The organism is Halomicroarcula saliterrae (assembly GCF_031624395.1).
In the GTDB taxonomy this organism is placed as follows: Archaea; Halobacteriota; Halobacteria; order Halobacteriales; family Haloarculaceae; genus Haloarcula; species Haloarcula saliterrae.
This window is the reverse complement of the sequence record NZ_JAMQON010000005.1, coordinates 182,569-205,346: the sequence shown is the minus strand read 5'-3', so window position 1 is coordinate 205,346 and position 22,778 is coordinate 182,569. Positions and strand designations below refer to the sequence as shown.

Here is a 22,778-nt window from a genome sequence, read left to right as displayed (position 1 = left end):
GTCGCATTGAGTAACCACTGAACGTCACCGACATCAGTGCGATTGTCGTCGGTGAAATCGTAGGCACTCCAGTTTGCGCCGACCGCTGTTGACGAAAGATGCCGGTTTAGCGCATCGACGTCGACGATATTGACCTCGCCGTCACCGTTGATGTCTTCGTACAGCCCCTCGTTATCCGGGTCAGTCGGTTGGTTCCCGACGACGGCATACGGTCGGTCCGTATCAGACCGCGGGCCCAACGCGCCGATCTGGCTGGTGTTGGGCGCTGTAGAATCGTTCCACGTGATCTGGGATACCCCGCCGCCCGCGGGCTCATTTCCGGCGCCGTCCGCGGTGGGTTGGTTCCCAGCCCCGATGGACTGATTGCCAGCGTTTCCCGCTTGACCGAGTAGCGCCCCGCCACCGACACTCAGTCCTGACACTGGCCCCACAGTGATCAGTAATAATGCCCCGAATATCGCCTGTAGCTTCTGTCGCTGAGTCTCTGTCATCCGAGTTTCCCCCACAGTATTTTCTGCCGTTATATTCATGGAATGAGACAAAGTATTTAAATTTATTCGGTTTTCATTTATCTATCATGGGTAGCGAACGCTTATCGGCACCCGGTCGGGACAGCAGTCGGTATCGCGAGCACAGCAGGTCCGGTGTTCGGGGCCGACACGACCACGGTGTCGGTATGGTCAGAGCCCACGGCCGTTAGGCGGGCGAGACGACGATGTCACAAACGCGAGCGAATCGTCACTAACTCTCTTCCAAGCGTACCGCGGTCACGGCCGTGACGAGATTGAGGCGGCTCGGTATGTCGTCCGGAAGCCCGCTTCCGGTATTCCGGGTCGGACTAGCCCTGCGCTGGTAGCGGGCCCTTCGTGACGAGAACGGCTTTCACAGACGGTGTCGCTTCGCGCGGTGCCGAGTCGCATCCCTCTCAAAACGACGAGAGCGACGACTGTGTGCCCCCTGAGTCGGCGTCGTCCTGTGATTGTTTTGGGTCGTCCTCGACGCGACCGCGCTGGGACATCGAGATGCGACGAGCGACGTCGTCGTTCTGCAAGGCCCGCTTGGCTTTGTCGTGGACAGCGTCGAATTTCGCGTGGATGGCTTCACGAGCGGCCTCGTATTCCACAGCCGGGTACGGATACGTCTCACCGATATGGACGCCACACTCGTCCTGGACGTGGAGTGGCGTTTTTTCGGGCTGATCCAGATGCTCGACCGGGAGCGGCTGTAGCTCCGGGACCCACCGATAGATGAATTCACCCTCGGAATCGTTGTCTCGCACCTGCTTCCGGGGGTTGTAGATTCGCAGCATGTTCGTCCCGTCCATCCCGGCCTGGATCTGGAACTGTGTGTAGTTGATCGCGGGATCAGCATCTATCAGATGATAGTAGAACCAGTCCGCCCCGATCTTCCAGGGTTGCTGGAGCAGGTCACACAGAAACGACGCACACATCGCTCGCATACGGAAGTTCAGCCATCCAGTCTCCTTCAGACACCGCATCGATGCATCGACCATCGGATAGCCGGTCTGGCCCTGTTTCCACGCCGCAACGCGGTCGGGGTCATGTGTGTCGGCATGGAACCCCTCCATCACTGGATTCGCTGCTGTATCCATCCAGCCTGCCCAGTCGACCAGTTTCTGACTGTAGTGACGATTCCACCAGAGTCTGGAGACGAACATCTCCGTCGCCCGATCAGTCCCATCATGGTCGGTCACTGCCTGATACACCTCGCGGACCGAGAGACAGCCAAACCGGAGATACGGTGAGAGCTGACTCGTCCCCGTCCGTGCGTCGGCTGGGGCGGAGATATTCTCGGGGTAGGCCTCGATCTGTTCGAGAAAGTCTATGACCCGCTTCCGTGCCGCAGCCGTTCCCCCAGTTGGGAGGCGCTGTTTGTCCGGCGACACGTCGTAAGCAGCTTCGATTCGTTCGGTCGTGACCGCTGTGTCGACCTGTTCGATAGTGACGTCGTCTGCACACCAGGAACGCTGTGTTGCAGTGAGCCATGCCTCGGCCTGCTCGCCCCACCCGTCGCGCGAGTCGGCCTCACCTCGGACGAGCCCATCGGCGTCGATGAACGTCACGTCGCAGGCGTCGGCGGTTGCGTTGTCTCTTCGGAGCCCGTACCGACCGGTCGGATCCGCTGTAGTGACGATGTCCCACCCAGCGTCAGCGAACGCCGTGAGAATCCGGACCGGATCGCCATGACACAGCGTCAACGCGGCGCCGCGGTCGCGATACTGCTCGTCCAGATCCGCCAGTGACTCGTGGAGAAACTGAATCCGGGCATCGCACGCTAGCCCGTCCGGGCCGTAAAAGGACGGGTCGAACACGAACACTGGGAGGAGCGTCGAATACTGCGTCGTGGCATAGTCGAGAGCCGGCTGATCCCGTGTTCGCAACTGTCTGCAGTGCCAGACGACGCAGCTATCCTCGCCAGGTGGGATTGCATCCGGCGGCTGCGAATCCAGTGGGACCTCTCGTGTGTTCATCTGTAGCGTAGCGGTACACAGGTGCCGACCATCGGTGGCTTGTCACGAACCTGGCTTTCGAGTCTGCATATCGCTTGCGTCTTGGCCTGCTCTCTGTGGACGGCCACTGCGCTACGGCGGGTCAGTCTGGCCCGGTTTCTGGACGGCTGTCTGGCTGGGTGACGCTCACTACGGGCCACCCGGCGGGCCGAGGAAGGTTGGTTTCCAAGTGGTCGTACGACGTGCTGTGTCGACATATCTTGTGGCGGCCTCACAGAAGACCTATCACTATTGCGTAACCAATTGGAGACGTGCAATTCGGTCTCTCCCTGATCGAAACCCCACTGCTCGGTGTTGCCTTCGCCCTGACAGTGCTCATCCTCCTCGGGAACTTGGTCGCGCTAGGATACTGGGCCCGTGCGGAAGCGACAGCGCAGGACGGGTCGACGTTCCGGACGTTCCTGATGCTGGCTTCGGGATACGGGCTGGTCTATTACCTCTGGGTCCGCTACGTCCGAAACGACTGGGCGGCGCGTACGCGGTCAGCCGACCGACGCGAACGATTGGTCACCGCCTACTCGGCGTCCGTATTGCTGGCGTTCGTGGTCGGCGCGCTCGTCACACCTCCGGACCCGGTCGCGCAAGTCCTCAGCTTCCCGGTGCTGTTCGCGGGGTCGTTCGTCCTCTCGTCACTGTTGGTCATGCGAGACTCACTCGATGGCAGCAGCGACCCAGCTGTCTAGGTTCTATCGACCTCCACCGGTGAAGGCGGGACCCCGCGACACCGGTTGTGAGTTATCCGGACTACCAACCGATGGTGGGCCGTTTCGACGTGCTGGCCCTCACGTGACGCGCATCTGTTGATGGGCGTGGTTTTATATCCGTCACTTCTGGCGTGGATACATGTGTCCCACTCGTCGGCGGTCGGTACTCAGACGGATCGCTGAACGGGGAACTGCCACGATTCTCGGAGGCTGCCAGTGGAGAGCACGAGACGAAACCGGCACGCAGGGGGAGCTGATCGATGGGCCGCATCGAGTGATTGAGTCCGCGTCCAATTGGGGCGTCCGTCGACCTCCGAGAAGACGCACCGCGTATCGACCAGCTGTGTACCTGTCCATCTCTGGCGACCAGCCCCGGGCGGAGGATGTTCGTCGGGCTCACCTCGCGCTGCCAGCGTTCGGTGACCCTGGTGCGTAGATTCGGGTGTGCTTGGTAACCAGACCGCCATGATTCGCGCTTTTCCCTCGGCCACTGGCCCGCGGGCTGCCGGGAGCGTGACCTGTAGCGCGTTGTGCGGTGTCACTCCCGTCTGTTGCGACACGAATCCGATTGTACATCACGCTCCACTACGAGGTGCGGGACAAAGACGGGGGCTAAACAACAACCGCAGCCCGTATACACCGAGAGAACGTGTCGTAACTTCGACAGGTGGGCGTGGGAACTGTTTTGTGACTGTTCGCCGTATCTAACGGTAGTGACATGTACGATTCGGTGCTCCTCCCAGTTGACGGCAGCGAACACGCAGCAACTATCGTACATCACGCCGCCGAACTCGTACAGTGGACAGACGCGACGCTTCAGGTGGTATTCGTCGCCGATACGACTCGGGATAGCCTCACCGTTGTCGACGGGAACGTCGTCGACGCACTGGAGCGGGAGGGCGAACATATCGTCTCGGATGTCGCACGTACACTCGATACCCTGGGCGTAGAGTACGGGACTGATATCGTGCAGGGGAGTCCAGCCCCGACGATCGTCGACTACGCCGAGCGATACGATTACGACCTGATCGTCTTGCCGACCCACGGCCGGACCGGCATCTCACGCTATCTCCTCGGAAGTGTCACGGAGAAAGTGGTGCGCTTGTCCGAGGTCCCCGTTCTAACCGCTCGAATGCGAGCTGACGAGCAGTTGCGGTTCCCGTACGAGAATATTCTCGTGCCGACCGACGGGAGTCCTGCTTCGACCGCTGCAGCCGGGCATGGCCTCGCCCTCGCGGCGACGCTCGATGCGACAGTGCACGCCCTTTCTGTCGTGGATGATACGTCGCTGGGCCCTGACGTTCGCTCTGCACTCCCTACGGATGCACGCGAGCGCCCGGCAGCCGAAGCTGTCGAAGACGTAGACGCGGACGCTGATGCGTACGATCTTTCACACGTCCAAACGTACGTCGAACACGGGTCGCCTGCAGCGGTGATCAGAGAACACATCGAGACGAGGGATATCGACGCCGTCGTGATGGGAGCCAGTGGCCGCCGTGGTGTCGATCGAATCCTCCTCGGGAGTGTCGCCGAGAAGACGGTCCGATCGGCACCTGTCCCGGTTATCACCGTCCACGAGCGGTCGTAGCCGACCGCATCGGCACGGCAGAACACGGGCCAATGACCGAGCGATGCATTCTCCGGAACGCGGACTCGTGATTGTGTATGGAGAGCGAGAACGGTATGCTCACCCTGTGTTTCAGACCAGGTGGGCTCGATAACTGCCCCGGTGTACCGTCTTCGGCGGTAACTGCTGGTAGCGTAATTAGCGTGAGTGACACGAGGGAAATCGAATACGTAGTTACGGAGTCTACGGACATATCTCACAGAACTGATTTCGGAACTGTGGGGACAAACCGGCTTCTCAGCGTGTCTGTGTGCGTATCTTTGGGTAGATTCTAAGTGAACTGCAGTAACAGTCTCCTGTATGAGTCTGTTCGAACTTCTCATTGAGGTTCCTGCGATGGTGTTAGACACCCTATTGTCGGACACGTCTCTTGATGGACGACAGACAGAAAACGACGAAAATGAGATAGAGGCTCGACCGAGTGATGAGTGAGAATTCCCGGTCAGTGGACAGGCTGCACTGAGCACGTCGCCCGTCTGTGAACAGGAAGTGGCTCCGTGCGAGATACGCGCTGTATATATAGCGAACTGACCATCAGAATCCGAACGTATCCAGTCCCGCTTCGAGTAAGACACCGAGCAGGACGCCAACGAGGGCCAGTGCGAGTAGTTTGAACGCAGTGTTATCCGCGTAAGTCCTACTCTCCGTGTCCATATCTACGCAATCGTCCGATTGCATGATAAATTTTAGCTTACCGGTTGCTGTTGAATCTGTACTGATCGTTGGTCTGCTCGGTGGAACGTGCGTCGAGAAGCACGACCAGCTATTCTTCGGACGCTCTCGACGAAGAGCCACCACAGCTAATTAGAGCGAGGCGCACGCGCGGAAATCAAATGTAAGACGGATACGGATGTAAATAGCAGTTCTCAGCGAGTCGCTCTCAAAACGACGTGGCGAATCGGCTGTGCAGTGTGGAGCGCCTACTCGATTTCCAACTGACCGCTTGCGCTGCCTGCCTCACCGTCGTTCTCGTCCCACTCGAGTTCGAACTCGATACTTCGTTCAGTCATGTTGCCAGCCGGGCCTTCGCGTTCGGCTTTGACTTCGAAGGTCGGTCGCGCAGGGGGGTTCAGCGTTACAGACTCGGAGCCTGCTTTCAGGGTGATAGCGTCCCCGCTGTCGAGATTGTCCGCGACTTTCCGGAGGTACGATGCAATCTCCTCTCGACTCTGGTCGCTCTCTGATTTGAACAGGACTTCTTCGGGCATACAGGAGATAGTACACAGCCTGCACCGATAAATGCGCCCACCGTATCGTATAGCTGGGACGGCCCAGTGTGCCCACACCTGTTAGACCGTCCACGTTCCAGTCGCCCAGTACTGAGCTCGGTTCCCCAGCATCCGACTGCTATCGAGAATCGGGCTCGAACACCGCCGTAGAGCCGTATTGAAGGGATTCGCGTCGTAGGCCACGTGCTCGAAGGCGAACTGTGTTCGACCCGTGCACCAACCTGTTGACTTCCTCCCCGCACCGAAGAGCGAGGCGAAAGCCCCAGATTTCGGTAAAACGGCTGTGCTAGTCGCCCGCTCCGTTCGGCGGGGTGATGATGAGATGGTCGCGAACCGATTCGAGTACGGTTGCAGGCAGACGTATGTGGCCGTCAGCAGCCTGCTCTATCCCGAATATTTCGCTTCGCTCAGTTTTGATTACAAGAGTCTCCAGGTCGCCGGACTCGACATCCACTGTAATGTTGTGTACTTGACCAACGTGTTGGCCGTCTGTGCTCATTACCTGCTTGTCGGAGAGCCTGCTTGCAAGTATTGGGGACACAGCTAATATGTATATCATAACTAATTAAAGGTATAACGGAATGTTTCGTTGCCTGCGAATCTCAGGGTGGTCCGTCTGACAGCGTCGATGTTGCACTCGGCGGCTAGCACTTCGATGGTTCAGTAGTGGAGGTGGAACTCTCATCATTACGGTCGCTTCGCGTTGCCTCGAACCGGCTTTGCAACACGATAGAAGAAACTGCCGATACTAGTGCGGGAACCTGCAACACGCCGTATCACTTCGCTTCTTCGACTACCGTTTCGAGTTCCGCCAGCCGGGGCAGTTCCGTGACACCGCTGAGCAAGACGAGCACCGACAACGTGGACCGGTCGGGCGTCGGCATATCGCCGCTCCGTATCTCCGGGGACTGCAGTTCGTCCCCGAGCCACCGCCGGCCATCGGTAACCGCATCCCGAATCAGCCACGTGGGTGGCCCGGCAAACACGGTCAGGGCGCGGTCGGCCGAGTCCCGCGCGCATTCGGCCGTCAGTTTGCCACGCACAGCTCGGCGAAGCGTCGTCTCGACGGCGTTGTGTGCCTTGATTTCGTCGACATCGTCGGATTCGTCGGCGAAAAAGCGGTCCCTGAGATGGTCTATGACTGTCCCGTCACCGGCGTCTTCGTCCGTCTCCAGTTCCTGACTGGCGTAGCCAAGCGTCGCGAAGCCCGAGTCCGAGAGGGTGTTGATTATCTCGCTGGCGTCGACGACACTCTGACCGACAGCTCCGGGCTCCGTCGCCTCGCCTGCCGCGAACAGCGTCCCCAGCCGCGTCACAACCGTCTCGTTCAGTGTCTCGGCAGCCGCCTCGACTGTCTGCTCGCTCCCGAGCCACGCTTCGTTGTCGAACAGAATCCGCCCGTCGACGGTTGCCTCCAGCGACCGGAGCGCTTGCATCGTGTTCGCGGCTGCGTCGTCGTCCCAGCCGGCGGGTAACACTGACACACAGTAGATCGGAATCGTGTAAATTTCCCCGAGTGCGTCGGCGATGTGTGCCGTGGCCCCACTTCCCGTCCCGCCCGCGAGCCCGGCCACGAGAACAATAGCGTCGATATCGCTCGTCACCAGTGAGTCTATCGCCCGCCGCACTTCGAGCCGTTCGTCTTCGATGGCGGCGATACCGTTCGTCCGGTTCCCGTCCGTCCCGTTTCCATCCGTTTCGAGGAGGCCGAAGGCATGCCGCTGGTCGCCCGGGAGCGCGTCGAGTTCGTCGAGCGCTTGGGTGTCCGTGTCGACGACACAGGCCGCGCCGAGATACGTCGTATCGCGGTGTTCGTTGTCCCGCCACAGCCTATCGACGATCCGGCCCCCAGCACCACCGATTCCGACTGCTGCGATTTGCATACGCCATGTCTGATTTAGACTGACATTAACTGTCCGGCCTGGTACGGTGGCACCGCCCCGGGTCGCAGTACGACGATGTACAACGCAAACAGCGCGTGAGCTTCATCGGCAGTCCCAAAGCCGCCGTCTGGCTCGGGAGCGGCATTGGCTTGACCGAAACGCTGGCGTATCGCTGGTCTTCCTACATGGGGCTGCCCGTCTGTGATGGGCGCTGGTCTGTGGCCATCTGAACCCCGCGACTGAAGTCCTGTACCCACAAGGAGCGTGCCATCGACTCCGTCTCGTGGCGAGAGTTCCTCACGGTCCGGATCTGCTTCGCACGTGACAGCGTGTCAGAGAACTGGTCACAGCCGGTCTGAGATGTCCCGTTTCGTCAGTGAACGATAGTGGTGGCGTCGAATCCATCTGAACAGCTCGTCGACTGTCCGTTGACCCCTCCCACTGGCCACCGCAGTCGGACTCCCTGTCGGTTGTCTCGTCTCCCAGTCCTGTCTCTCGGAGTGGTACCCCGCATTAGCCAGCACGCCAGTATACGCCGGCACAGCGTGCCTCTATGTCCCGTTCGGGATACGAGAGTCAGCAGTCGTCGGAATCATCGTTTGGGTCAGTGGGATGCTCGGCTGTCTCCTCTTAGCGACGACAGTTGCGCGTCGGGAAACTAGCCTGTAAGACGTGCAGCGTATTTCACCAGAGCTAATGAACCAGGAAGAGCGGACTCTTACGATGCCCTCCAACGATACTATCGAACGACCGCAGGAGGCTCTGCGCGTCGCCAGACGATACCTCAGACGTGAGCGTCTCGTTAGTGCACTTATCGTAACGCTCGTGGTGTCACTGTTCCTCGGGACGTACGTTACGACCTCACTCCTCCCAGCAGTCGTCGTCGCCGCAGTACTGGTCGTCATCGCACGCGCTCCGATACTGCAGTCTACGGGAACGGTGCAGCTGCGAACCGATGACGACCCCGAGACTGTTCTCGACGCGCTCACGGGTCCGACTCCGCCGGTACTCGCACTGCAGTGGGGAGTCGCTGACGAAGTCGTCACGGAAGACGGCGCACCGTCATATCCGACCTCGTATCTGTTCGGATTGCGCTCTGTCGTACCGACTGTCCGTACTCGGGCAGAAACCACCCCAAACGGGCAGCACCGAGTCGAACTAGAGATCACGGTGAAGGGAACCCCCTGGGCGACGTACACCGCGACAATCAGTGATGCCGGCGAACAGACCATTATCGACGTCGAGTACACGTCTAACCGGCGTTTCGGCCTCCGCCGCGTGCCACAGCAGGTACTCGCAGAACGATACCGCGATGCTGCGTTCGCGGCTCAGGGATTCACGGTCGGTGAGCGCGACGTGCAGTTCGAGCTCTGAGCGGAGAAATCAATCGCTTCACCGCTTTGGCGGCGCTCGAACCGCTCGTAGTCCGGTGTCCGTTCGTGATTGCTCCACACGTCGACAGAGCGCAGAAAAATTCAACAGAATCGACAACGGGTGGCCTACTCGATAGTACCACAGACGTAGATATTTGCCCCCATATAAAACGCCGAACGGCTGAGAGACAGGTATTCGCCGTCTATGCGGAGAACAAAGAACGCAACAATGCAGACTGTGACTTCGACAGACGGTACTGATATCGCTTTTGAGCAACACGGAGATGGACCACCGCTTATCCTGCTACACGGTGGGTCCGCCCCCCAGTATTGGCGACCGGTAATCCCGCGTTTTGCTGAGGACTATACGGTCATCGTTCCCCATCGGCGCGGAGTTGGCGAAAGCGGTGACAGTGACGAGTATACTCTCTCCCGAGGAGCCGAGGATGTTCGTGCAGTTATCGATGCTGTCGACGACGACCCGATTCTCTTCGGGCATTCGTTCGGTGGCCTCTTGGCGATCGAGACTGCTCGGACAGCCTCTGTAGAGAAACTCGTCGCGTACGAGCCGGCGGTCCTCGTCGGAGAATATAGAGAGCAGGCCGATCTCGCGTCGCAAATGCAGGCACGAATCGACGACGGCGAACCCCGCCAGGCGATGAAGTTCTACGTTCGAGAGGTCATGCACGGCGGCGACATCGACGACCTCGACGGATGGCTCGCCGAGTGGCCGCCGTGGCCGGACATCGTCGCTCTGACGGAGAATATCGCCCGAATCAATCGCGCGATCGAGGGCTACCGCCTCCCTGAGTCACTGGATATCACCGCACCCACACTCCTGCTAACTGGAACAGAGGGACCACCGCATCTCCGGGACGGGATCCGCGCAGTTGATGCGGCCCTCCCGGGCGACCACCTTCTCGAGATTGAGGGCGTCGGCCACGGCGGCCCGGCAGAAGCGCCGGGTCGCGTGATACCGAAGGTTCGATCCTTCATCGAGCGACAAGAGACGGTGGCTCCGGAGAGCAGCCGCTAGTAGTGGCCACAGAAACCAGGCCGCAAGTCATCGCGGTTCTTGTGGGCTTCGTGAGACGAGTCTGGCACGTATCGCGCTGGAAGCGGCGCTGAGGACACTTCGGACGGTCCCGTCCGCGTCAAACCTGTTCAATAAATGATTGACTGGCGTACGACCCGACGATAATGCCCTCCAGAATCGGTCCCCGCGCCCGCGAGCTATCGCGACCATACTACGCGGAGGCCCTCCCGGCACACGATATATTCCACGCGAAGCGAGTCCGTGACGTCGCCGTACAGCTGGCGGACCAGCATCCCGGTCCGGTCGATAGAGGCGTTCTAGCGGCCGCGGCGTGGTTGCACGATGTCGGCCGACCACGCGAGCGTGTCGGGGAGATCGACGACCACGGCGACTGGGCCGCGAACGAAGTATTGCCCCTTCTCGCGGAGGAGGACGTGACGGCCGAGCGGATTACCGCCATCGAGCACTGTCTGCGGACCCACAGCATCCGTTCGAGCTCACCACCACCCGAGACACCCGAGGCGAAGTTGCTCTTCGACGCTGACAAGCTCGATGCGGCCGGTGCTGTCGGGCTCGTTCGCCTGACCTGTATCGTCGGTGAACGCTCGGGACGAACCGGCGATCAGTATGCCGTCATCGATGACGCGACCACACTCGACGGGGCCCGCCCCGAGGGACCGGACATTGCCCTGTTACGGGAGTGGGCACGAGAGCGTCTCGATGCATTGTACACCGCTCCAGGCCGACAGCTCGGCGAGTCCCGGTGGGAGTTCATGGAGCGCTTTTTCGCGCAGTTCGCCCGGGAAACGGGCGCAGCGACAGACACGTGACAACATCCTGATTAGATACCCTGTGAAAGCGGTTCTGTCGCTCGTGAGAGGCGATAAATATATGAAGATGATTATCTAGACAGTTCAAACGAGCGGCATATGACCCGGCGACGTATCGGCCGACCTATTTTTGTACCCCTCCCGCGGCCGGCCGCCAACTGGGCCGGATAGCTGCAGCACCCGGGTCGCTACGCTACGGACTCCGTAGTCGCAACGTCCGCCCGACGAGCAACCACGCAAATGTCGCTCGACATCACGCCGCCGAGACCCCTCTATCAGGACGAAAAGAGAGACGTACCGACTCACGACACAGACCGCCCCCGGTTGACACGTCGGAAGCAGCCACTGCAGGCACACCCTCAGGTGCTCCCTGTCGCGCGAGAACGCGAGGTGAGAGGGATATGAGAGCACGGAGTGACGACCACAGCCAGAGGGAAGCGTCTCCGCCGCTCTGGAAAAACAGAGATTTCCTGCGGTTCTTCGTCGGCCAGTTCGTGACGAACGCCGGAGATAGTCTCTACAGTGTCGCTATCCTCTGGGCCGTCTTCGAGCTCAGTGGCTCCACGTTCTTGACCGGCGCCGCGAACTCGCTGTTGCTCCTCCCGTTCCTGTTGCAGATCGCTGCTGGACCCCTTATTGATCGGCTCCCAATCAAACACGTGCTGGTCGGGACGCAGGTGGTGCAGGGCGGTGCCATCCTCGTGCTCACCGTCGCAGCGTCTACCGGAGCGTTGAGCGTTCCACTCGTTTTCGTAACGATTCCAGTCCTGTCGCTGATGACCCTCGTTGCGGACCCGCTACGGGCGACGGTCGTCCCGCGAATCGTCCCCGAAGACCAGTTGTCGCGGAGTAACTCGGCGCTCACGACCATCACGCACGGACTCGATATGGTATTCGATGCGATGGGTGGACTGCTCATCGCCGCCTTCGGAGTGACGACGCTGTTCCTCCTCGATACGTTCACCTTCGCGGTAGCAGGGCTCCTGTTCTCCGGAATGCTGATTCCGGTCGTCGACGACGACAGCGACGGAGCCGGCGAGTCAGCCACCGCAACGTACCTCGCAGACCTGCGGGAGGGAGTAGACGTGCTCCGAGGGACCGTGTTTGTGGAGATTATGGGTACTTCCGCAGTGTTCAACTTCGCCGTCGGCGTAACGCTCGCAATCCTCCCAGCGTTCGGAGAGATGCTCGGTGGACCGGCTATCTACGGGCTCCTGCTGGGGGCGCTCGGTATCGGACGAGTTGTGGGGTCGGTGTCCGCATCACGCCTGACCCATCTGGCCTACGGTCGGTTCAAGCCGATCACCTACGTGTTCTCAGCGCTGCTCTGGGTCGGGTCGGTCGGTTCGCCATCGGTCGTCCTCACCGTCGTGCTGTTTGGTCTGGCGTGGGTTTCGGCTGGCATCGACGCTGTTATGCTCGAAACGTTGAGTCAGAAGGTGTTCCCCGCCGACCAGCTCGGCCGGGTGTCCGCTATCAAAGGTACGGTATCCACAGGCACGCTGCCAATCGGTTCGCTAGTCGGTGGTCTCCTCGCAGAACAGTTGGGGACGGTGGCGACGATGGGACTAGCCGCTGGGGGATTCGGGTTCGCCGGTCTCTATTTCGCGCTTCGGTCGCCGTTACGTGGCGTTCCAGCGGTGAAAGACGTGGGGCCGGAGAAACTCGACGTTCACGCGCAAACGTCGGACTCTCGGGAGTGAAAAGCATAACTCCCGTCGAGAATCCCTTGACTTGCTGAGCGAGAGATCACGAACGCTCGGTGAGGTCGGCCTGCGGGAAGCAGCGCCGAAGATGGATATCCCGTCTGAGAACTGGTGGCGCGACGTTCAGTGATCGCGCCCGTCGTAGACGATGTCGCCACCGACGACCGTCATTTCGACGTCGATGTCGGCGATGTCGTCGGCTTCCCAGGGCGACTCCTCGAGGACGACGAAGTCGGCGGACTTGCCGACTTCGATAGTGCCCAGACGCTCCTCGTCGAAGCCAGCGTACGCGGCGCCGACGGTGTACGCACGCAGTGCGTCGGTCACCGACAGCCGCTGTTCGGGCGACGGTGCATCGACCACCTGCGCGATGCCGAACAGCGGGGCGAGCGGCATACAGTCGCTGCCGAACGCGAGCGTGGCCCCGGCCGCCTGAAGGTCGCCAAAGCGATTGGAGGCGAGGCGACGCTCGTCGCCGAGACGTCGCGTGTACAGTCCATCTTCCCGGGCCCACTTCAGGAAGTTCGGCTGGACACTCACGACGATATCAGCAGCGGCCAGCCGCTCGATTAGCGGGTCCGTGAGTACCTCCGCGTGCTCGACCCGGTGGCGCTCGCCGTCGGTGTTGTCGTAGGCGTCCAACGTCGCAGCGATCGCCTCGTCGCCGATGGCGTGAGCGGTCATCTGGAGGCCGGCGTCGTCGACGCGTTCGACCAGTTCCGCCAGCTGTTCGGGGTCGACCACCCAGTCGCCACGCTCGTCAGGCGGCGAATCGCCCGACCCGGCGTCCGCGTACGGTTCCGAGAGGCGGGCGGTTCGTCCGCCGATGCTGCCGTCGGTGAACGTCTTGATACCGCCCATCCGGACACGGTCGGAGCCGTGATTGCTCCGTAGCCCCGTCTCCAGCACCGCATCGAGGTGGTCCCGCCAGTAATTCACGCGAACGCGGAGAGTGAGTTCGTCCGCACTGTCTAAGTCGCGGTAGACCCGCGGCGCGTGAGACCGCCGGACCATGTCGTGGACGGTCGTCACGCCGCGACGATTGGCGTACTCCTGTGCCGCAAGGAGATACTGGCGGGTACGGTCGGGGTCGGCGCTGGTAGCTTCCCGGAGCACGTTGACCGCTTCCTCGACGAGCACGCCCGTCGGCTCGCCGCCCGCAGTACGCGTGTCGTCGCCGGGCAACTCGTCGCCGTAGCGGTCGAGGACCACGCTGTTGACCGACGCGAGGTGCATATCTTCACGGTAGGCGATGACCGGGCGGGCCGTACTCACCTCGTCGAGCTGGTCACGACTGAGGTAGTCACCGCCCCAGTTGCTCTCGTCGTAGCCGAAACCAAGTATCCACTCGTCATCGGTCCCGCGGCGCTCGTCACGGAGCGATCCGAGTCGCTCCAGACAGTCGCTGGGGGAGCTCGCATCGGTGAGGTCGGCCTCCAGTTGGTACTGGCCGATAACTTCCATGTGGGTGTGTGCGTCGACGAACCCGGGCAGTACGGTCCGCCCGCCGAGGTCTATCGTCGTCGTCTCGGCGCCGCTCGCGCGGTTGAGCCCGTCGGCGGTACCGACACTGGCGATCTCTCCGTCCTGTGCGAGGAGCTTCTCGACCGGCTCGTCGCCCGTCAGTGGATGGATTCGACCGTTCGTGAGAACGAGATTCCGTGTCGATTTCATCGTGGGACCCTGTGGAGAAGCAGCTGTTCGGTCAGTCGCCGCAAACCCGTCCCCGCCCGCCTCCGGGCGTGGAGCGGATAGGGTGCCGTCAAGCTCCGGCGGGACACGCGGCCCCAGTCCGCCGCACGCGACGGCAACACGCGGTCTGCTGTCGGTTCGTTCGTGGGCCCGGTCAAGCGTCGCCTGCACCAGTGTGGGCGGTTACTGGGTGGCTGGCCCCGGGTGACCCGTTTTGTCGAAGTCGTCATGGTTCAGAGAGCACTAGAGCGCAGCCTCACTCCGACGGTCGGAGCGGGTCCGGGTCGCCGTCCAGTGGCTGGACTGGACCGGTGTCGGGGTGGACGAGCCCGGTCTCTTTGACCCGGCGGACGACCGGGTTGCCCTCGTAGTCGTCGAGAGCGGCCGTGACCTCGTCGCGATTACGGACGCCGCGGGGCTGGAGGTACCGCAACATCCGAAGCCCGATCTCGTGGAGCTCCTGTGTCGGTGAGGCGGTGCCCTCTTCGACGACGCGGTAGGCGTAGTCGTGTTCGTGGGCACCGTGTGCCGTGTAGTGGACACAGATGTGGGTCATGAAGCCGACGAGGATTACGGTGTCGACGTCGTACGTCCTGAGGATGTGGTCGATATCCGTCCGGTGGAAGAAGTTGTACCGCTGCTTGCCGACGACGTACTCTGCCGGCGGGAGTTCGTCCTCGTCGACGACGAGTCGGTCGTCGAGCCGTGTCCCGTCGTCACCGGCGATCGCGTGTTCGGGTTCACAGGAGTCGTACTCGGCACCGTAGTCGGCGAAGTCGGGGCGATGGACCTCTTTCCCCCAGATAATCGGGACATCGGCGTCACGAGCGTGTCCGACGACTTCGTTGATCTGTTCGATGACCGCCTCGCGGCCGCCCGGGAGCGACCCCGAGTCGGAGGTCATCGGGCTGTCGGTGCCCACGTCAGGTGAGCCACCCTGTGCGTCGACGACTATCAGTGCCGGTGTGGTACCAATCGGTGCGTCCGTGGGTGGGAGCATCGTAATCGTCGTGTTCCGGAAAGCAACGCTTCAGCGTTCCCCTATGTTACACCGGCACACATCAGAGGTGTGGCTGGCTCCCATTGCCCCCTAATATTCTTCGAAGACGTGGATAGACCTCCCAACGGGTGACCACACGCCTGTACCTCCCTGTGAACATACGAGACGATGCGATAGCTTATGGACAGCGTTTATTCCGGATGTCAGCCAGATGCATCCGTATCCGTCAGCCGGCACGCGACCGGCCAGACGATACGGAATACAAATGACAAACGACATCAGAGAACCGACCACCCGTCCGCCGGACCTCACTTTCGCTGGTATTGACACCTTCTTCGGCGCAGCGCCCGAGGACCCCGACGAGCTCACTGACGACGTCGACGTCGGCTTCGTCGGTGTCCCGTTCGACGGCAGCGTCTCGCGGCGACCGGGGACGCGCTACGGACCAGGTGCCCTGCGAGCGGCGAGCAGCTGGCAATCGACGTTCGCCGGCGGACCGGCGGGCGCGCACAACGTCGACACCGACCGCCACGTCAGTTACGACGACATCGCGATGCGTGACTGCGGGGATGCGCCGACGATTCCCAACGATGTCGAGCGCACTCGCGACCAGGTTGCCGCGTACGTCCAGGCCGTCACCGAATCGGCGTTCCCGGTCGTGCTGGGCGGGGATCACTACATCACCTACCCCTCCTTCGCCGGGGTCGCAAACGCTGTCGACGGTGATATCGGGCTAATTCATCTGGACGCTCACTCGGACACGAGCGACGGCTCCGAGATATACGGCGACCACTGGCACGGTTCGCCGATGGCTCGCATCGACGAGCTACCCGACGCCAGCTACGAGACCCACGCGATGGTCGGGATACGGTGTTACGAACGCGACGGGTTCCCCGAGCTCGTTTCGGAGCGGGGCATCCACGTCGATTACGCACGCGACATCCGCGAGAAGGGGATAGAGACCGCTATCGAGCACGCTATCCAGCACGCCACCGACGGGACGGACGCCGTCTATCTGACCGTCGATATCGACGCCGTCGACCCCGCGTTCGCGCCCGGGACCGGCACGCCGGAGCCCGGCGGGCTGACCAGTTCCGAACTCCTGCTGGCGATGGACAGGCTGGGCGCGTGCTCCGACATCGCGGCGATGGACCTGATGGAGGTCGCCCCGAGACTCGACCCGACCGATTCGACGGCGATGCTCGGTTCGATGGCAATCGCTCGGTTCCTCGAACGACGGTTCTGCTGATGACCGACAGCGAGGACCACGCGAGTCGTCGGGGTCGCCCGGACACTGTCAAGCCGGTCACCGAACTCGGAGACGGCGTCTACGACCTGACGCTCACGGTCGAGCCGGCTCGGTACCGGGCCTATCTGTTCGACTGGGACCGACCGACGCTGGTCGACTGCGGCCTCCCGGAGACGAGCGAGACGCTCATAGACCGGATAGAGCGCGTCGGTATCGAACCGGAGCGGTTGATTGTAACGCACGCTCACCCCGACCACGACGGTGGATTCGACGCCGTCGTCGACCGCTACGACACGACGACGTGGGTCCCCGAGGAGTCCACACTGGCGGCAGACAACGACCCTGACCACCGCTACAGTCACGACGATACCGTCGGGCCGTTCACGGCCGTCCACGTCCCGGGCCACTCCGTCGACAACTACGCACTGGTCGCGCCCGACCGCGACCTCGCGGTCATGGGCGACGCGGTTCTCGGTGCCGACTGGCGCGGCCTCCCGGCCGGCTACTTCGTCCTCGTCGAGGGAATCTACTCGGACGACCTCGTCGCCGCCGAACGGAATCTCGAACGGTTGCAGCAGTACGCGTTCGACGTGGGGCTCGTCTTCCACGGCTCGTCGGTCTTCGAGGACGCTCGCGGGAAACTCGACGACTTCGTCGACTTCCCCAACAAGGGCGATTGGGACGACCCGGACTGACGTCAGGAACGGTCGAACCGCCACGTTTTCTCAGCGACAGACAGTCCGGAGGAGTAGTCACACTACAGAATTAAATGTTTAAGTGATAATAGCCCAGATATCTGGATAATCTTGGAACTAATTGGTTCAATCCACAATATATATTCCTTGTACGGGTGCTTTAATACAATAACGGCAATTCGTTGTGGTGGATGAGTGAAAACGACTCAGCGGAACGTGACGAGACAGTAGCGAGCGGTGATAGTTACGGAACGAGCTACGGCGGGATCGAGACGTTCCTCCGAGCACCCCAGTGTGAGCCGGCCGACCTGTCGGGCGACGTCGACGCGGGGTTCGTCGGCGTCCCCTTCGACGGCGGGGTCACGAGGGAACCGGGCACCCGCCACGGGCCATCGGGACTCCGTGAAGCGAGTGCGTGGCAGGGTCGCCGCTTCCACTCCGAGGGCGAGTCGGTGACGCTTCCGACCGAACGGACGGCCGACTACAGCTCCGTCACCCTCCGGGACTGCGGTGATGCCCCGACCGTGCCCAACGACATCGAGAAGACGGGACGGCTCGTCGTCGACTACGTCGAGCAGGTCGCCACGGAGACGATGCCGGTCGTGCTTGGGGGGGACCACTACATCACCTATCCAGCGTTCGTGGGGTATGCCAACGCGGTCGGTGAAGATATCGGTCTGATCCATCTGGACGCCCACTCCGACACCTCCGACGACAGCGACCTCTACGGGAAACATTACCACGGGTCGCCGATGGCCCGTATCGACGAGTCCGAACATGGGAGCTACGACCGCCACGCGATGGTCGGCATTCGAGGCCACTCGCGGCCATCGTTCCTCGAGATTCAGGCGGAACGAGATATCTACGTGGACTACGCCCGCGACGTCCACGAGAAAGGGATCGAATCGAGTATCCAGGGAGCCATCGACCACGTCACCACGAAGGCCGACCACGTCTACCTCACCATGGACATCGACGTCGTCGACCCCGGGTTCGCACCCGGGACGGGGACGCCCGAACACGGTGGGCTGACCAGCGACCAGTTCCTTCGCGCCGTCGACCTGCTCGGGGAGTGTGACGCGATCGGCGCTGCGGACCTCATGGAGGTCGCGCCACGCATCGATCCGACTAACACGACGTCGCTCCTCGGGTCGAACGCACTTTCACGGTTCCTCGAAGCCCGATTTCACGACAAGGCGCAGTAGCGATACGATGCGAGCCTCCGACAGCTGGTTTCGGCGAGCGGGTGCGCCCGGCCGGAATCGGGCGACCGATATTTGCTGGTGGGTGACCGAATGACCGCCACAGCACCTGCCGACCCCGGCGAGAGCGACGACGGGGAGCCATCGCCCCGGGTCGTCATCGCTTCCGTCGTTGTCAGCACACTCTTCGTCGGTTTCGGTGGTGGCGTCGTCTTCCCGATATTCCCGGCTCTGGGGTCCGTCCTCGGCATCTCGCCGTTTCTGGTCGGCCTCATCCTGAGCGCAAACCGCTTCGCGCGGCTCGTCGCCAACGCACCCGCGGGGGCGCTGGTCGACAAGTTCGGGGCGCGCACGCCGTTTGTCGCCGGCCTCGGACTGCAGGCGGTCGCGACGCTGGGATACGTGGTCAGCCTCGGCGCACCGATGCCCGAGGCGTGGTTCTTCGGCGCCCGCGTCCTCCTCGGTGCCGCCAGCGCGCTCACGTTCGCCACCTCCCACACCATCGCCGCGGACGTGACCGCGTCCGATTCGCGCGGTCGCAGTATGGGACTGATACGGGGCGGGAGCATCCTCGGGTTCCCGCTCGGGCTGTTGCTCGGTGGCGTCATCAGCGAGCTCGCCGGCAACAGGACGGCCTTCGGCCTCGCCTTCGGATTCGCGGTGGTCGCGACCGTGCTAGCGTACGCTACCGTCCCCGAGACGCACGTCTCCGCGGAGAGCACGCGCGCCGTCGATCCGTGGGACGTCGACGTCAGCCTCCCGACGGTCACCGTCGGCCTGCTGAACGCGGCGACGTGGTTCGCCTACATGGGCGTCCTGTTCGCGTCGCTCGTGCTCTTCCTCGAGGCGGAATCTATCGGTGTCCTGGGGTTCGATGCGCAGGGCTCGTCGGGCGTGTTCATGGCGATGACAGTGCTCTCTGCGGCGGTGTTCATGTTCCTCGGCGGTTCCCTGAGTGACGCCGCAGACTCCCGTGTACCCGCCGTGATACTGTTCCTGTGTCTGCTGGCGAGTGGCTTCGTGGTACTGTCACGCGCGACGTCGGTCTGGACGGTCGTTCCCGCGTGTCTGTTGATGGGGACGGGGATGGGCGGGACGCTCGGACCGATGATGGCACTGCTGGCAGATCTGACGCCGGCTGACCGGATGGGCCGTGCGAGCGGGACGACGAACCTTTTCAGCGACATCGGTGGCGGACTCGGCCCGGTCGTCGCACTCCCGCTGATCGACCGCGTCGGCTTCGCGCCGGTGTACGTCACTGCGGCCGTGATGCCGCTGCTGGCGATCGTCGTGCTGGTCGTCGGGATGTACCGATACACGGGTCGCGTGCTCCCTGAAACGGCGTCGGTCGACGGCAGCGGACCGAAGACAGTGACTCCGGCGGACGTCGAGGACTGAGTCCGACCGGGCGCACCCGTTATTTGCGCCGCACAGATCGGTCTACCAGTCGGCCCCCGACCTCTACGCCACACGGGCGACTCGGCGCCGTGTCGCGAGGAGGCAGCGAACGCGGCCGGCCGCTTCAGAAGCCGTCCGGGAGGTACACCGTCGTCTTCGGAAACAGCTCGCCGAGTGTGTCCGTCACTGTGGGTGAGGCGGTCTGCAGGCGACCGCACCGGGAGAGTTCGGTGACCGACCGGTACCCGATAGCCAGTTGTGTCAGCGCAGCGATATCGAGCCCGACGTCAGGGTCGCGGCTGTCCCCGACAGCGCGGCAGGTCACGCTATCCGGGGAAACGTCGAGGACGAACGTATCGTCGTTCCAGTCGGCCGTGTCGTCGCTGACAGCGATGGTGATCTGTGCGTCGGTATCGGGGTACGGCAGCGAACTGAGTGTCGCTTCGACGTCGACGATTCGGACCATCGCTCCGGTGTGTAGCTCGCAGTCCACGTCGTCCGGAGTGGGGAGGCGATCCCGTAATATCGGGGTGTCGGGAGCGTCGATCCGTATCCGATCGGCCTGCGAGTCGTGGTTGTGACAGAACCCGAGAACCGCGTCGAGGCCTCCCATGTCGGTGTAGCCGAACTCCCTGACGACCATCGTGCGCTCGTGGTGATCGCCCTCGAACTCGTAGATGATATACGAACGGGGCTCGCCGTCGCGGCTCCAGAGGTAGACGAACGGCTCCTCCGGATGTGCCCGGCAGACGCGGTGGCGCCACCACGCCTGGTCGCGGTCGATAGTCAGCGAGTATCTGCTCGCGTGACTCTCGTACACCGGTTCGAGTGCGGACAGTTCGTCGAACGATAGTCGGCGATACGTCCCCCCGTCGACTCGGTCGGCCACAGCGGCGAGGGCCGACGGCGTGAACTCGTAGGTGCGCTTGTCGTTCGCGGTGTCCCAGCCGAACGACCGGTAGAAGCCGTAGTCGAACGGCCAGAGCACGGAGAGGAGCCGGCCGCGCTCGCGGTACTCCGCGAGCGCTTCGTCGAGCAGGCGAGTCACGTAGCCACCCCGACGGTGCTCCGGTGGCGTTATGACCGATGTCAGTCCCGAGCCAGGGAGCGCCTCTCCGCGGACCCTCATATCGAGCCAGTAGTGTCGACAGACGCTGACCGGCGCCTCCTCGCCGGGCCGAAAGAGACCGCGTCGAGCCCCGACCGGTCGACGAACGTCGTCCGGGTCGTATTCGGTCGGGCCGCGTTCCGGACGAAAGCCGTATTTCATGTACGAGTCGAACAGTTCGTCTTCTTCCGACCCCATCTCGCGATATTCCAGTGCGGTCATATTACGGTGTACAGCCTCCGTGCTGGGTACGATCCATACAGGGACCTACCAGAATTCGCCTAAGAGCTTTCCCCCGAATGTCTCGTATCGTCTTTTAATTCCTCCAGCCGAAACCCAGTATTTGCCGTTGTATCCATGAATTTTCCCGAGCTTGTTGAATTATAGGGGCGTATTAGGACTGTTTATCATATAATCGGGGTTCAGATTGGCCGTACATAAATTTATGTCCCGCTTCGGAGTGGAAACCGTATGGCAAAGTCAGAGACGGAGCCACGGTATCGGAGCGCGGGATCGCCCGGATACGCTGGTATCAAGACCTTCTTCGGCGCGGAGCCGTCGGAGCCTGACGACCTCACCGCGGACGTCGACGCTGCGGCCTTCGGTGTCCCCTTCGACGGTGGCGTCTCGAACAAGCCCGGGACCCGGTATGGCCCGGCTGCGTTACGGGAGGCGACTGACCGTCACAGCTGGACCTTCCAGTCCGAGGACGAGCGCCACACAGTCGCGACCGGTCGGGTCGCGTCGTACGACTCGGTGACGTTCCGTGACTGTGGCGACGCGCCAGTGGTCCCGAACGATATCACGGCGACGTTCGACCTCGTCAGGGCTTTCACTGAGGTAGTCAGTCGGTCGACGATGCCCGTGTTGCTCGGTGGGGACCACTACATCACCTACCCGGCGTTCGTCGGCTACGCCGACGCAGTCGGCGAGGACGTCGGGCTCTTGCACCTGGATGCACACACCGACACGTGGGGCGATCACGACCTCTATGGCCGACACTACCACGGGTCCCCCATGGCACGTATCGCCGAATCCGAGTACGGCAGCTACGCGAACCACGCGATGGTCGGCATCCGCGGCCACACGGACACGGAGTTCCTCGACATCCTCGAGGACGAGGGGCTGTACGTCGACTACGGCCACGAAGTCCAGGAGAACGGGATCGAGGAGAGCGTTCGGGGGGCGATCGACCACGTCACCGAGGACGTCGACCACGTCTATCTGACCGTCGACATCGACGTCACCGACCCGTCCTACGCGCCGGGGACTGGGACGCCGTCGCCCGGTGGGTTGACGAGCCACCAGCTGCTCAAGGCCATGGACGTGCTCGGAGAGTGCGACGCCATCGGTGCGATGGACCTGATGGAGGTCGCACCGACCCTCGACCCGACTGACACGACGGCGATGCTGGGCGCGAACGCGCTCTCGCGATTCATGCAGTCGTACTTCTACCGGGACTGAGCACCGCTACGCGCAAACTGGGGGTATCCGACTTTTTCGAGCGTGCGAGGAG

At 62.3% G+C, this 22,778-nt stretch carries 19 protein-coding genes and 1 pseudogene; 12 read left to right on the top strand and 8 right to left on the bottom strand.

From position 1 onward, the window contains the following. Positions 1-17 precede the first annotated feature (17 nt). Positions 18-491: pseudogene (locus NDI56_RS21780) on the bottom strand (dockerin type I domain-containing protein); the annotation flags it as partial. 434 nt (positions 492-925) lie between these two features. Next, a complete protein-coding gene (locus NDI56_RS17095) occupies positions 926-2,491 on the bottom strand; it encodes an FAD-binding domain-containing protein (RefSeq protein WP_310920894.1) in 1,566 nt (521 codons plus the stop codon). Positions 2,492-2,781: 290 nt separating this feature from the next. Here NDI56_RS17095 and NDI56_RS17090 point away from each other — a divergent pair, with 290 nt between their 5' ends. From NDI56_RS17090 to NDI56_RS17080, 3 genes are all read left to right on the top strand, one after another. Next, positions 2,782-3,213 (top strand): hypothetical protein, encoded by a 432-nt coding sequence (locus NDI56_RS17090; protein ID WP_310920893.1) that lies wholly within the window; start codon positions 2,782-2,784, stop codon positions 3,211-3,213. 739 nt (positions 3,214-3,952) lie between these two features. Then, the gene (locus NDI56_RS17085; protein ID WP_310920892.1) at positions 3,953-4,822 is read left to right on the top strand and encodes a universal stress protein; all 870 of its coding nucleotides are present in this window, start codon (positions 3,953-3,955) and stop codon (positions 4,820-4,822) included. Between the two features lie 339 nt (positions 4,823-5,161). Then, a complete protein-coding gene (locus tag NDI56_RS17080) occupies positions 5,162-5,293 on the top strand; it encodes a hypothetical protein (protein WP_310920890.1) in 132 nt (43 codons plus the stop codon). A gap of 488 nt (positions 5,294-5,781) precedes the next feature. Here the strand turns inward: NDI56_RS17080 and NDI56_RS17075 are convergent, their stop codons facing one another. From NDI56_RS17075 to NDI56_RS17065, 3 genes are all read right to left on the bottom strand, one after another. Beyond that, positions 5,782-6,069, bottom strand: coding sequence for an amphi-Trp domain-containing protein (locus NDI56_RS17075; RefSeq protein ID WP_310920888.1), 288 nt, complete (start codon positions 6,067-6,069; stop codon positions 5,782-5,784). A 307-nt stretch (positions 6,070-6,376) separates the two neighbouring features. Then, on the bottom strand, positions 6,377-6,649 hold the full coding sequence (locus tag NDI56_RS17070) for a PRC-barrel domain-containing protein (RefSeq protein WP_310920887.1): 273 nt from the start codon (positions 6,647-6,649) through the stop codon (positions 6,377-6,379). Positions 6,650-6,866: 217 nt separating this feature from the next. Further along, positions 6,867-7,973: a tubulin/FtsZ family protein gene (locus NDI56_RS17065; protein WP_310920886.1), complete on the bottom strand. Its 1,107-nt coding sequence runs from the start codon at positions 7,971-7,973 to the stop codon at positions 6,867-6,869. Positions 7,974-8,696: 723 nt separating this feature from the next. On the opposite strand from NDI56_RS17065, the gene NDI56_RS17060 reads away from it, so the two are divergent. The 4 genes from NDI56_RS17060 (at position 8,697) to NDI56_RS17045 (ending at position 12,915) form a co-directional block, all read left to right on the top strand. Then, on the top strand, positions 8,697-9,347 hold the full coding sequence (locus tag NDI56_RS17060; RefSeq protein ID WP_310920885.1) for a hypothetical protein: 651 nt from the start codon (positions 8,697-8,699) through the stop codon (positions 9,345-9,347). Positions 9,348-9,575: 228 nt separating this feature from the next. Next, entirely contained in the window at positions 9,576-10,382 is an 807-nt protein-coding gene (locus NDI56_RS17055; protein WP_310920884.1) for an alpha/beta fold hydrolase, read from the top strand. 164 nt (positions 10,383-10,546) lie between these two features. Further along, on the top strand, positions 10,547-11,212 hold the full coding sequence (locus NDI56_RS17050) for an HD domain-containing protein (protein WP_310920882.1): 666 nt from the start codon (positions 10,547-10,549) through the stop codon (positions 11,210-11,212). Between the two features lie 401 nt (positions 11,213-11,613). Next, positions 11,614-12,915, top strand: a complete 1,302-nt coding sequence (locus NDI56_RS17045; protein ID WP_310920881.1) for an MFS transporter — start codon at positions 11,614-11,616, stop codon at positions 12,913-12,915. 126 nt (positions 12,916-13,041) lie between these two features. On the opposite strand, the gene NDI56_RS17040 is transcribed toward NDI56_RS17045, so the two are convergent. Further along, positions 13,042-14,592: an amidohydrolase gene (locus NDI56_RS17040; RefSeq protein ID WP_310920880.1), complete on the bottom strand. Its 1,551-nt coding sequence runs from the start codon at positions 14,590-14,592 to the stop codon at positions 13,042-13,044. Positions 14,593-14,866: 274 nt separating this feature from the next. Next, the gene (locus NDI56_RS17035; RefSeq protein WP_310920879.1) at positions 14,867-15,610 is read right to left on the bottom strand and encodes a cysteine hydrolase family protein; all 744 of its coding nucleotides are present in this window, start codon (positions 15,608-15,610) and stop codon (positions 14,867-14,869) included. 265 nt (positions 15,611-15,875) lie between these two features. Here NDI56_RS17035 and NDI56_RS17030 point away from each other — a divergent pair, with 265 nt between their 5' ends. From NDI56_RS17030 to NDI56_RS17015, 4 genes are all read left to right on the top strand, one after another. Continuing rightward, positions 15,876-16,859: an agmatinase family protein gene (locus NDI56_RS17030; RefSeq protein WP_310920878.1), complete on the top strand. Its 984-nt coding sequence runs from the start codon at positions 15,876-15,878 to the stop codon at positions 16,857-16,859. After that, complete coding sequence (locus NDI56_RS17025; RefSeq protein ID WP_310920876.1) at positions 16,859-17,554, top strand: MBL fold metallo-hydrolase; 696 nt, start codon at positions 16,859-16,861, stop codon at positions 17,552-17,554. Before NDI56_RS17030 ends, NDI56_RS17025 begins: the two co-directional genes overlap by 1 nt. A gap of 191 nt (positions 17,555-17,745) precedes the next feature. Next, positions 17,746-18,759 (top strand): agmatinase family protein, encoded by a 1,014-nt coding sequence (locus NDI56_RS17020; protein ID WP_310920875.1) that lies wholly within the window; start codon positions 17,746-17,748, stop codon positions 18,757-18,759. Positions 18,760-18,849: 90 nt separating this feature from the next. Further along, positions 18,850-20,154 (top strand): MFS transporter, encoded by a 1,305-nt coding sequence (locus NDI56_RS17015; protein WP_310920874.1) that lies wholly within the window; start codon positions 18,850-18,852, stop codon positions 20,152-20,154. 124 nt (positions 20,155-20,278) lie between these two features. Here NDI56_RS17015 and NDI56_RS17010 read toward each other — a convergent pair whose 3' ends face one another. Next, positions 20,279-21,484, bottom strand: a complete 1,206-nt coding sequence (locus NDI56_RS17010; protein ID WP_310920873.1) for a GNAT family N-acetyltransferase — start codon at positions 21,482-21,484, stop codon at positions 20,279-20,281. A 249-nt stretch (positions 21,485-21,733) separates the two neighbouring features. Between NDI56_RS17010 and NDI56_RS17005 the strand changes: the two genes are divergently transcribed. Further along, positions 21,734-22,726: an agmatinase family protein gene (locus NDI56_RS17005; RefSeq protein WP_310920872.1), complete on the top strand. Its 993-nt coding sequence runs from the start codon at positions 21,734-21,736 to the stop codon at positions 22,724-22,726. The last annotated feature ends 52 nt before the right edge of the window (positions 22,727-22,778 follow it).

What these genes read in the sequence shown, in the direction of transcription:
- NDI56_RS17050 (WP_310920882.1), top strand. Translation starts at nt 10,547, where the DNA reads ATGCCCTCCAGAATCGGTCCCCGCGCCCGCGAGCTATCGCGACCATAC.
- NDI56_RS17095 (WP_310920894.1), bottom strand. Translation starts at nt 2,491, where the DNA reads ATGAACACACGAGAGGTCCCACTGGATTCGCAGCCGCCGGATGCAATC.
- NDI56_RS17060 (WP_310920885.1), top strand. Translation starts at nt 8,697, where the DNA reads ATGCCCTCCAACGATACTATCGAACGACCGCAGGAGGCTCTGCGCGTC.
- NDI56_RS17020 (WP_310920875.1), top strand. Translation starts at nt 17,746, where the DNA reads ATGAGTGAAAACGACTCAGCGGAACGTGACGAGACAGTAGCGAGCGGT.
- NDI56_RS17015 (WP_310920874.1), top strand. Translation starts at nt 18,850, where the DNA reads ATGACCGCCACAGCACCTGCCGACCCCGGCGAGAGCGACGACGGGGAG.
- NDI56_RS17030 (WP_310920878.1), top strand. Translation starts at nt 15,876, where the DNA reads ATGACAAACGACATCAGAGAACCGACCACCCGTCCGCCGGACCTCACT.
- NDI56_RS17010 (WP_310920873.1), bottom strand. Translation starts at nt 21,484, where the DNA reads ATGACCGCACTGGAATATCGCGAGATGGGGTCGGAAGAAGACGAACTG.
- NDI56_RS17055 (WP_310920884.1), top strand. Translation starts at nt 9,576, where the DNA reads ATGCAGACTGTGACTTCGACAGACGGTACTGATATCGCTTTTGAGCAA.
- NDI56_RS17070 (WP_310920887.1), bottom strand. Translation starts at nt 6,649, where the DNA reads ATGATATACATATTAGCTGTGTCCCCAATACTTGCAAGCAGGCTCTCC.
- NDI56_RS17085 (WP_310920892.1), top strand. Translation starts at nt 3,953, where the DNA reads ATGTACGATTCGGTGCTCCTCCCAGTTGACGGCAGCGAACACGCAGCA.
- NDI56_RS17005 (WP_310920872.1), top strand. Translation starts at nt 21,734, where the DNA reads ATGGCAAAGTCAGAGACGGAGCCACGGTATCGGAGCGCGGGATCGCCC.
- NDI56_RS17065 (WP_310920886.1), bottom strand. Translation starts at nt 7,973, where the DNA reads ATGCAAATCGCAGCAGTCGGAATCGGTGGTGCTGGGGGCCGGATCGTC.
- NDI56_RS17080 (WP_310920890.1), top strand. Translation starts at nt 5,162, where the DNA reads ATGAGTCTGTTCGAACTTCTCATTGAGGTTCCTGCGATGGTGTTAGAC.
- NDI56_RS17075 (WP_310920888.1), bottom strand. Translation starts at nt 6,069, where the DNA reads ATGCCCGAAGAAGTCCTGTTCAAATCAGAGAGCGACCAGAGTCGAGAG.
- NDI56_RS17040 (WP_310920880.1), bottom strand. Translation starts at nt 14,592, where the DNA reads ATGAAATCGACACGGAATCTCGTTCTCACGAACGGTCGAATCCATCCA.
- NDI56_RS17045 (WP_310920881.1), top strand. Translation starts at nt 11,614, where the DNA reads ATGAGAGCACGGAGTGACGACCACAGCCAGAGGGAAGCGTCTCCGCCG.
- NDI56_RS17025 (WP_310920876.1), top strand. Translation starts at nt 16,859, where the DNA reads ATGACCGACAGCGAGGACCACGCGAGTCGTCGGGGTCGCCCGGACACT.
- NDI56_RS17035 (WP_310920879.1), bottom strand. Translation starts at nt 15,610, where the DNA reads ATGCTCCCACCCACGGACGCACCGATTGGTACCACACCGGCACTGATA.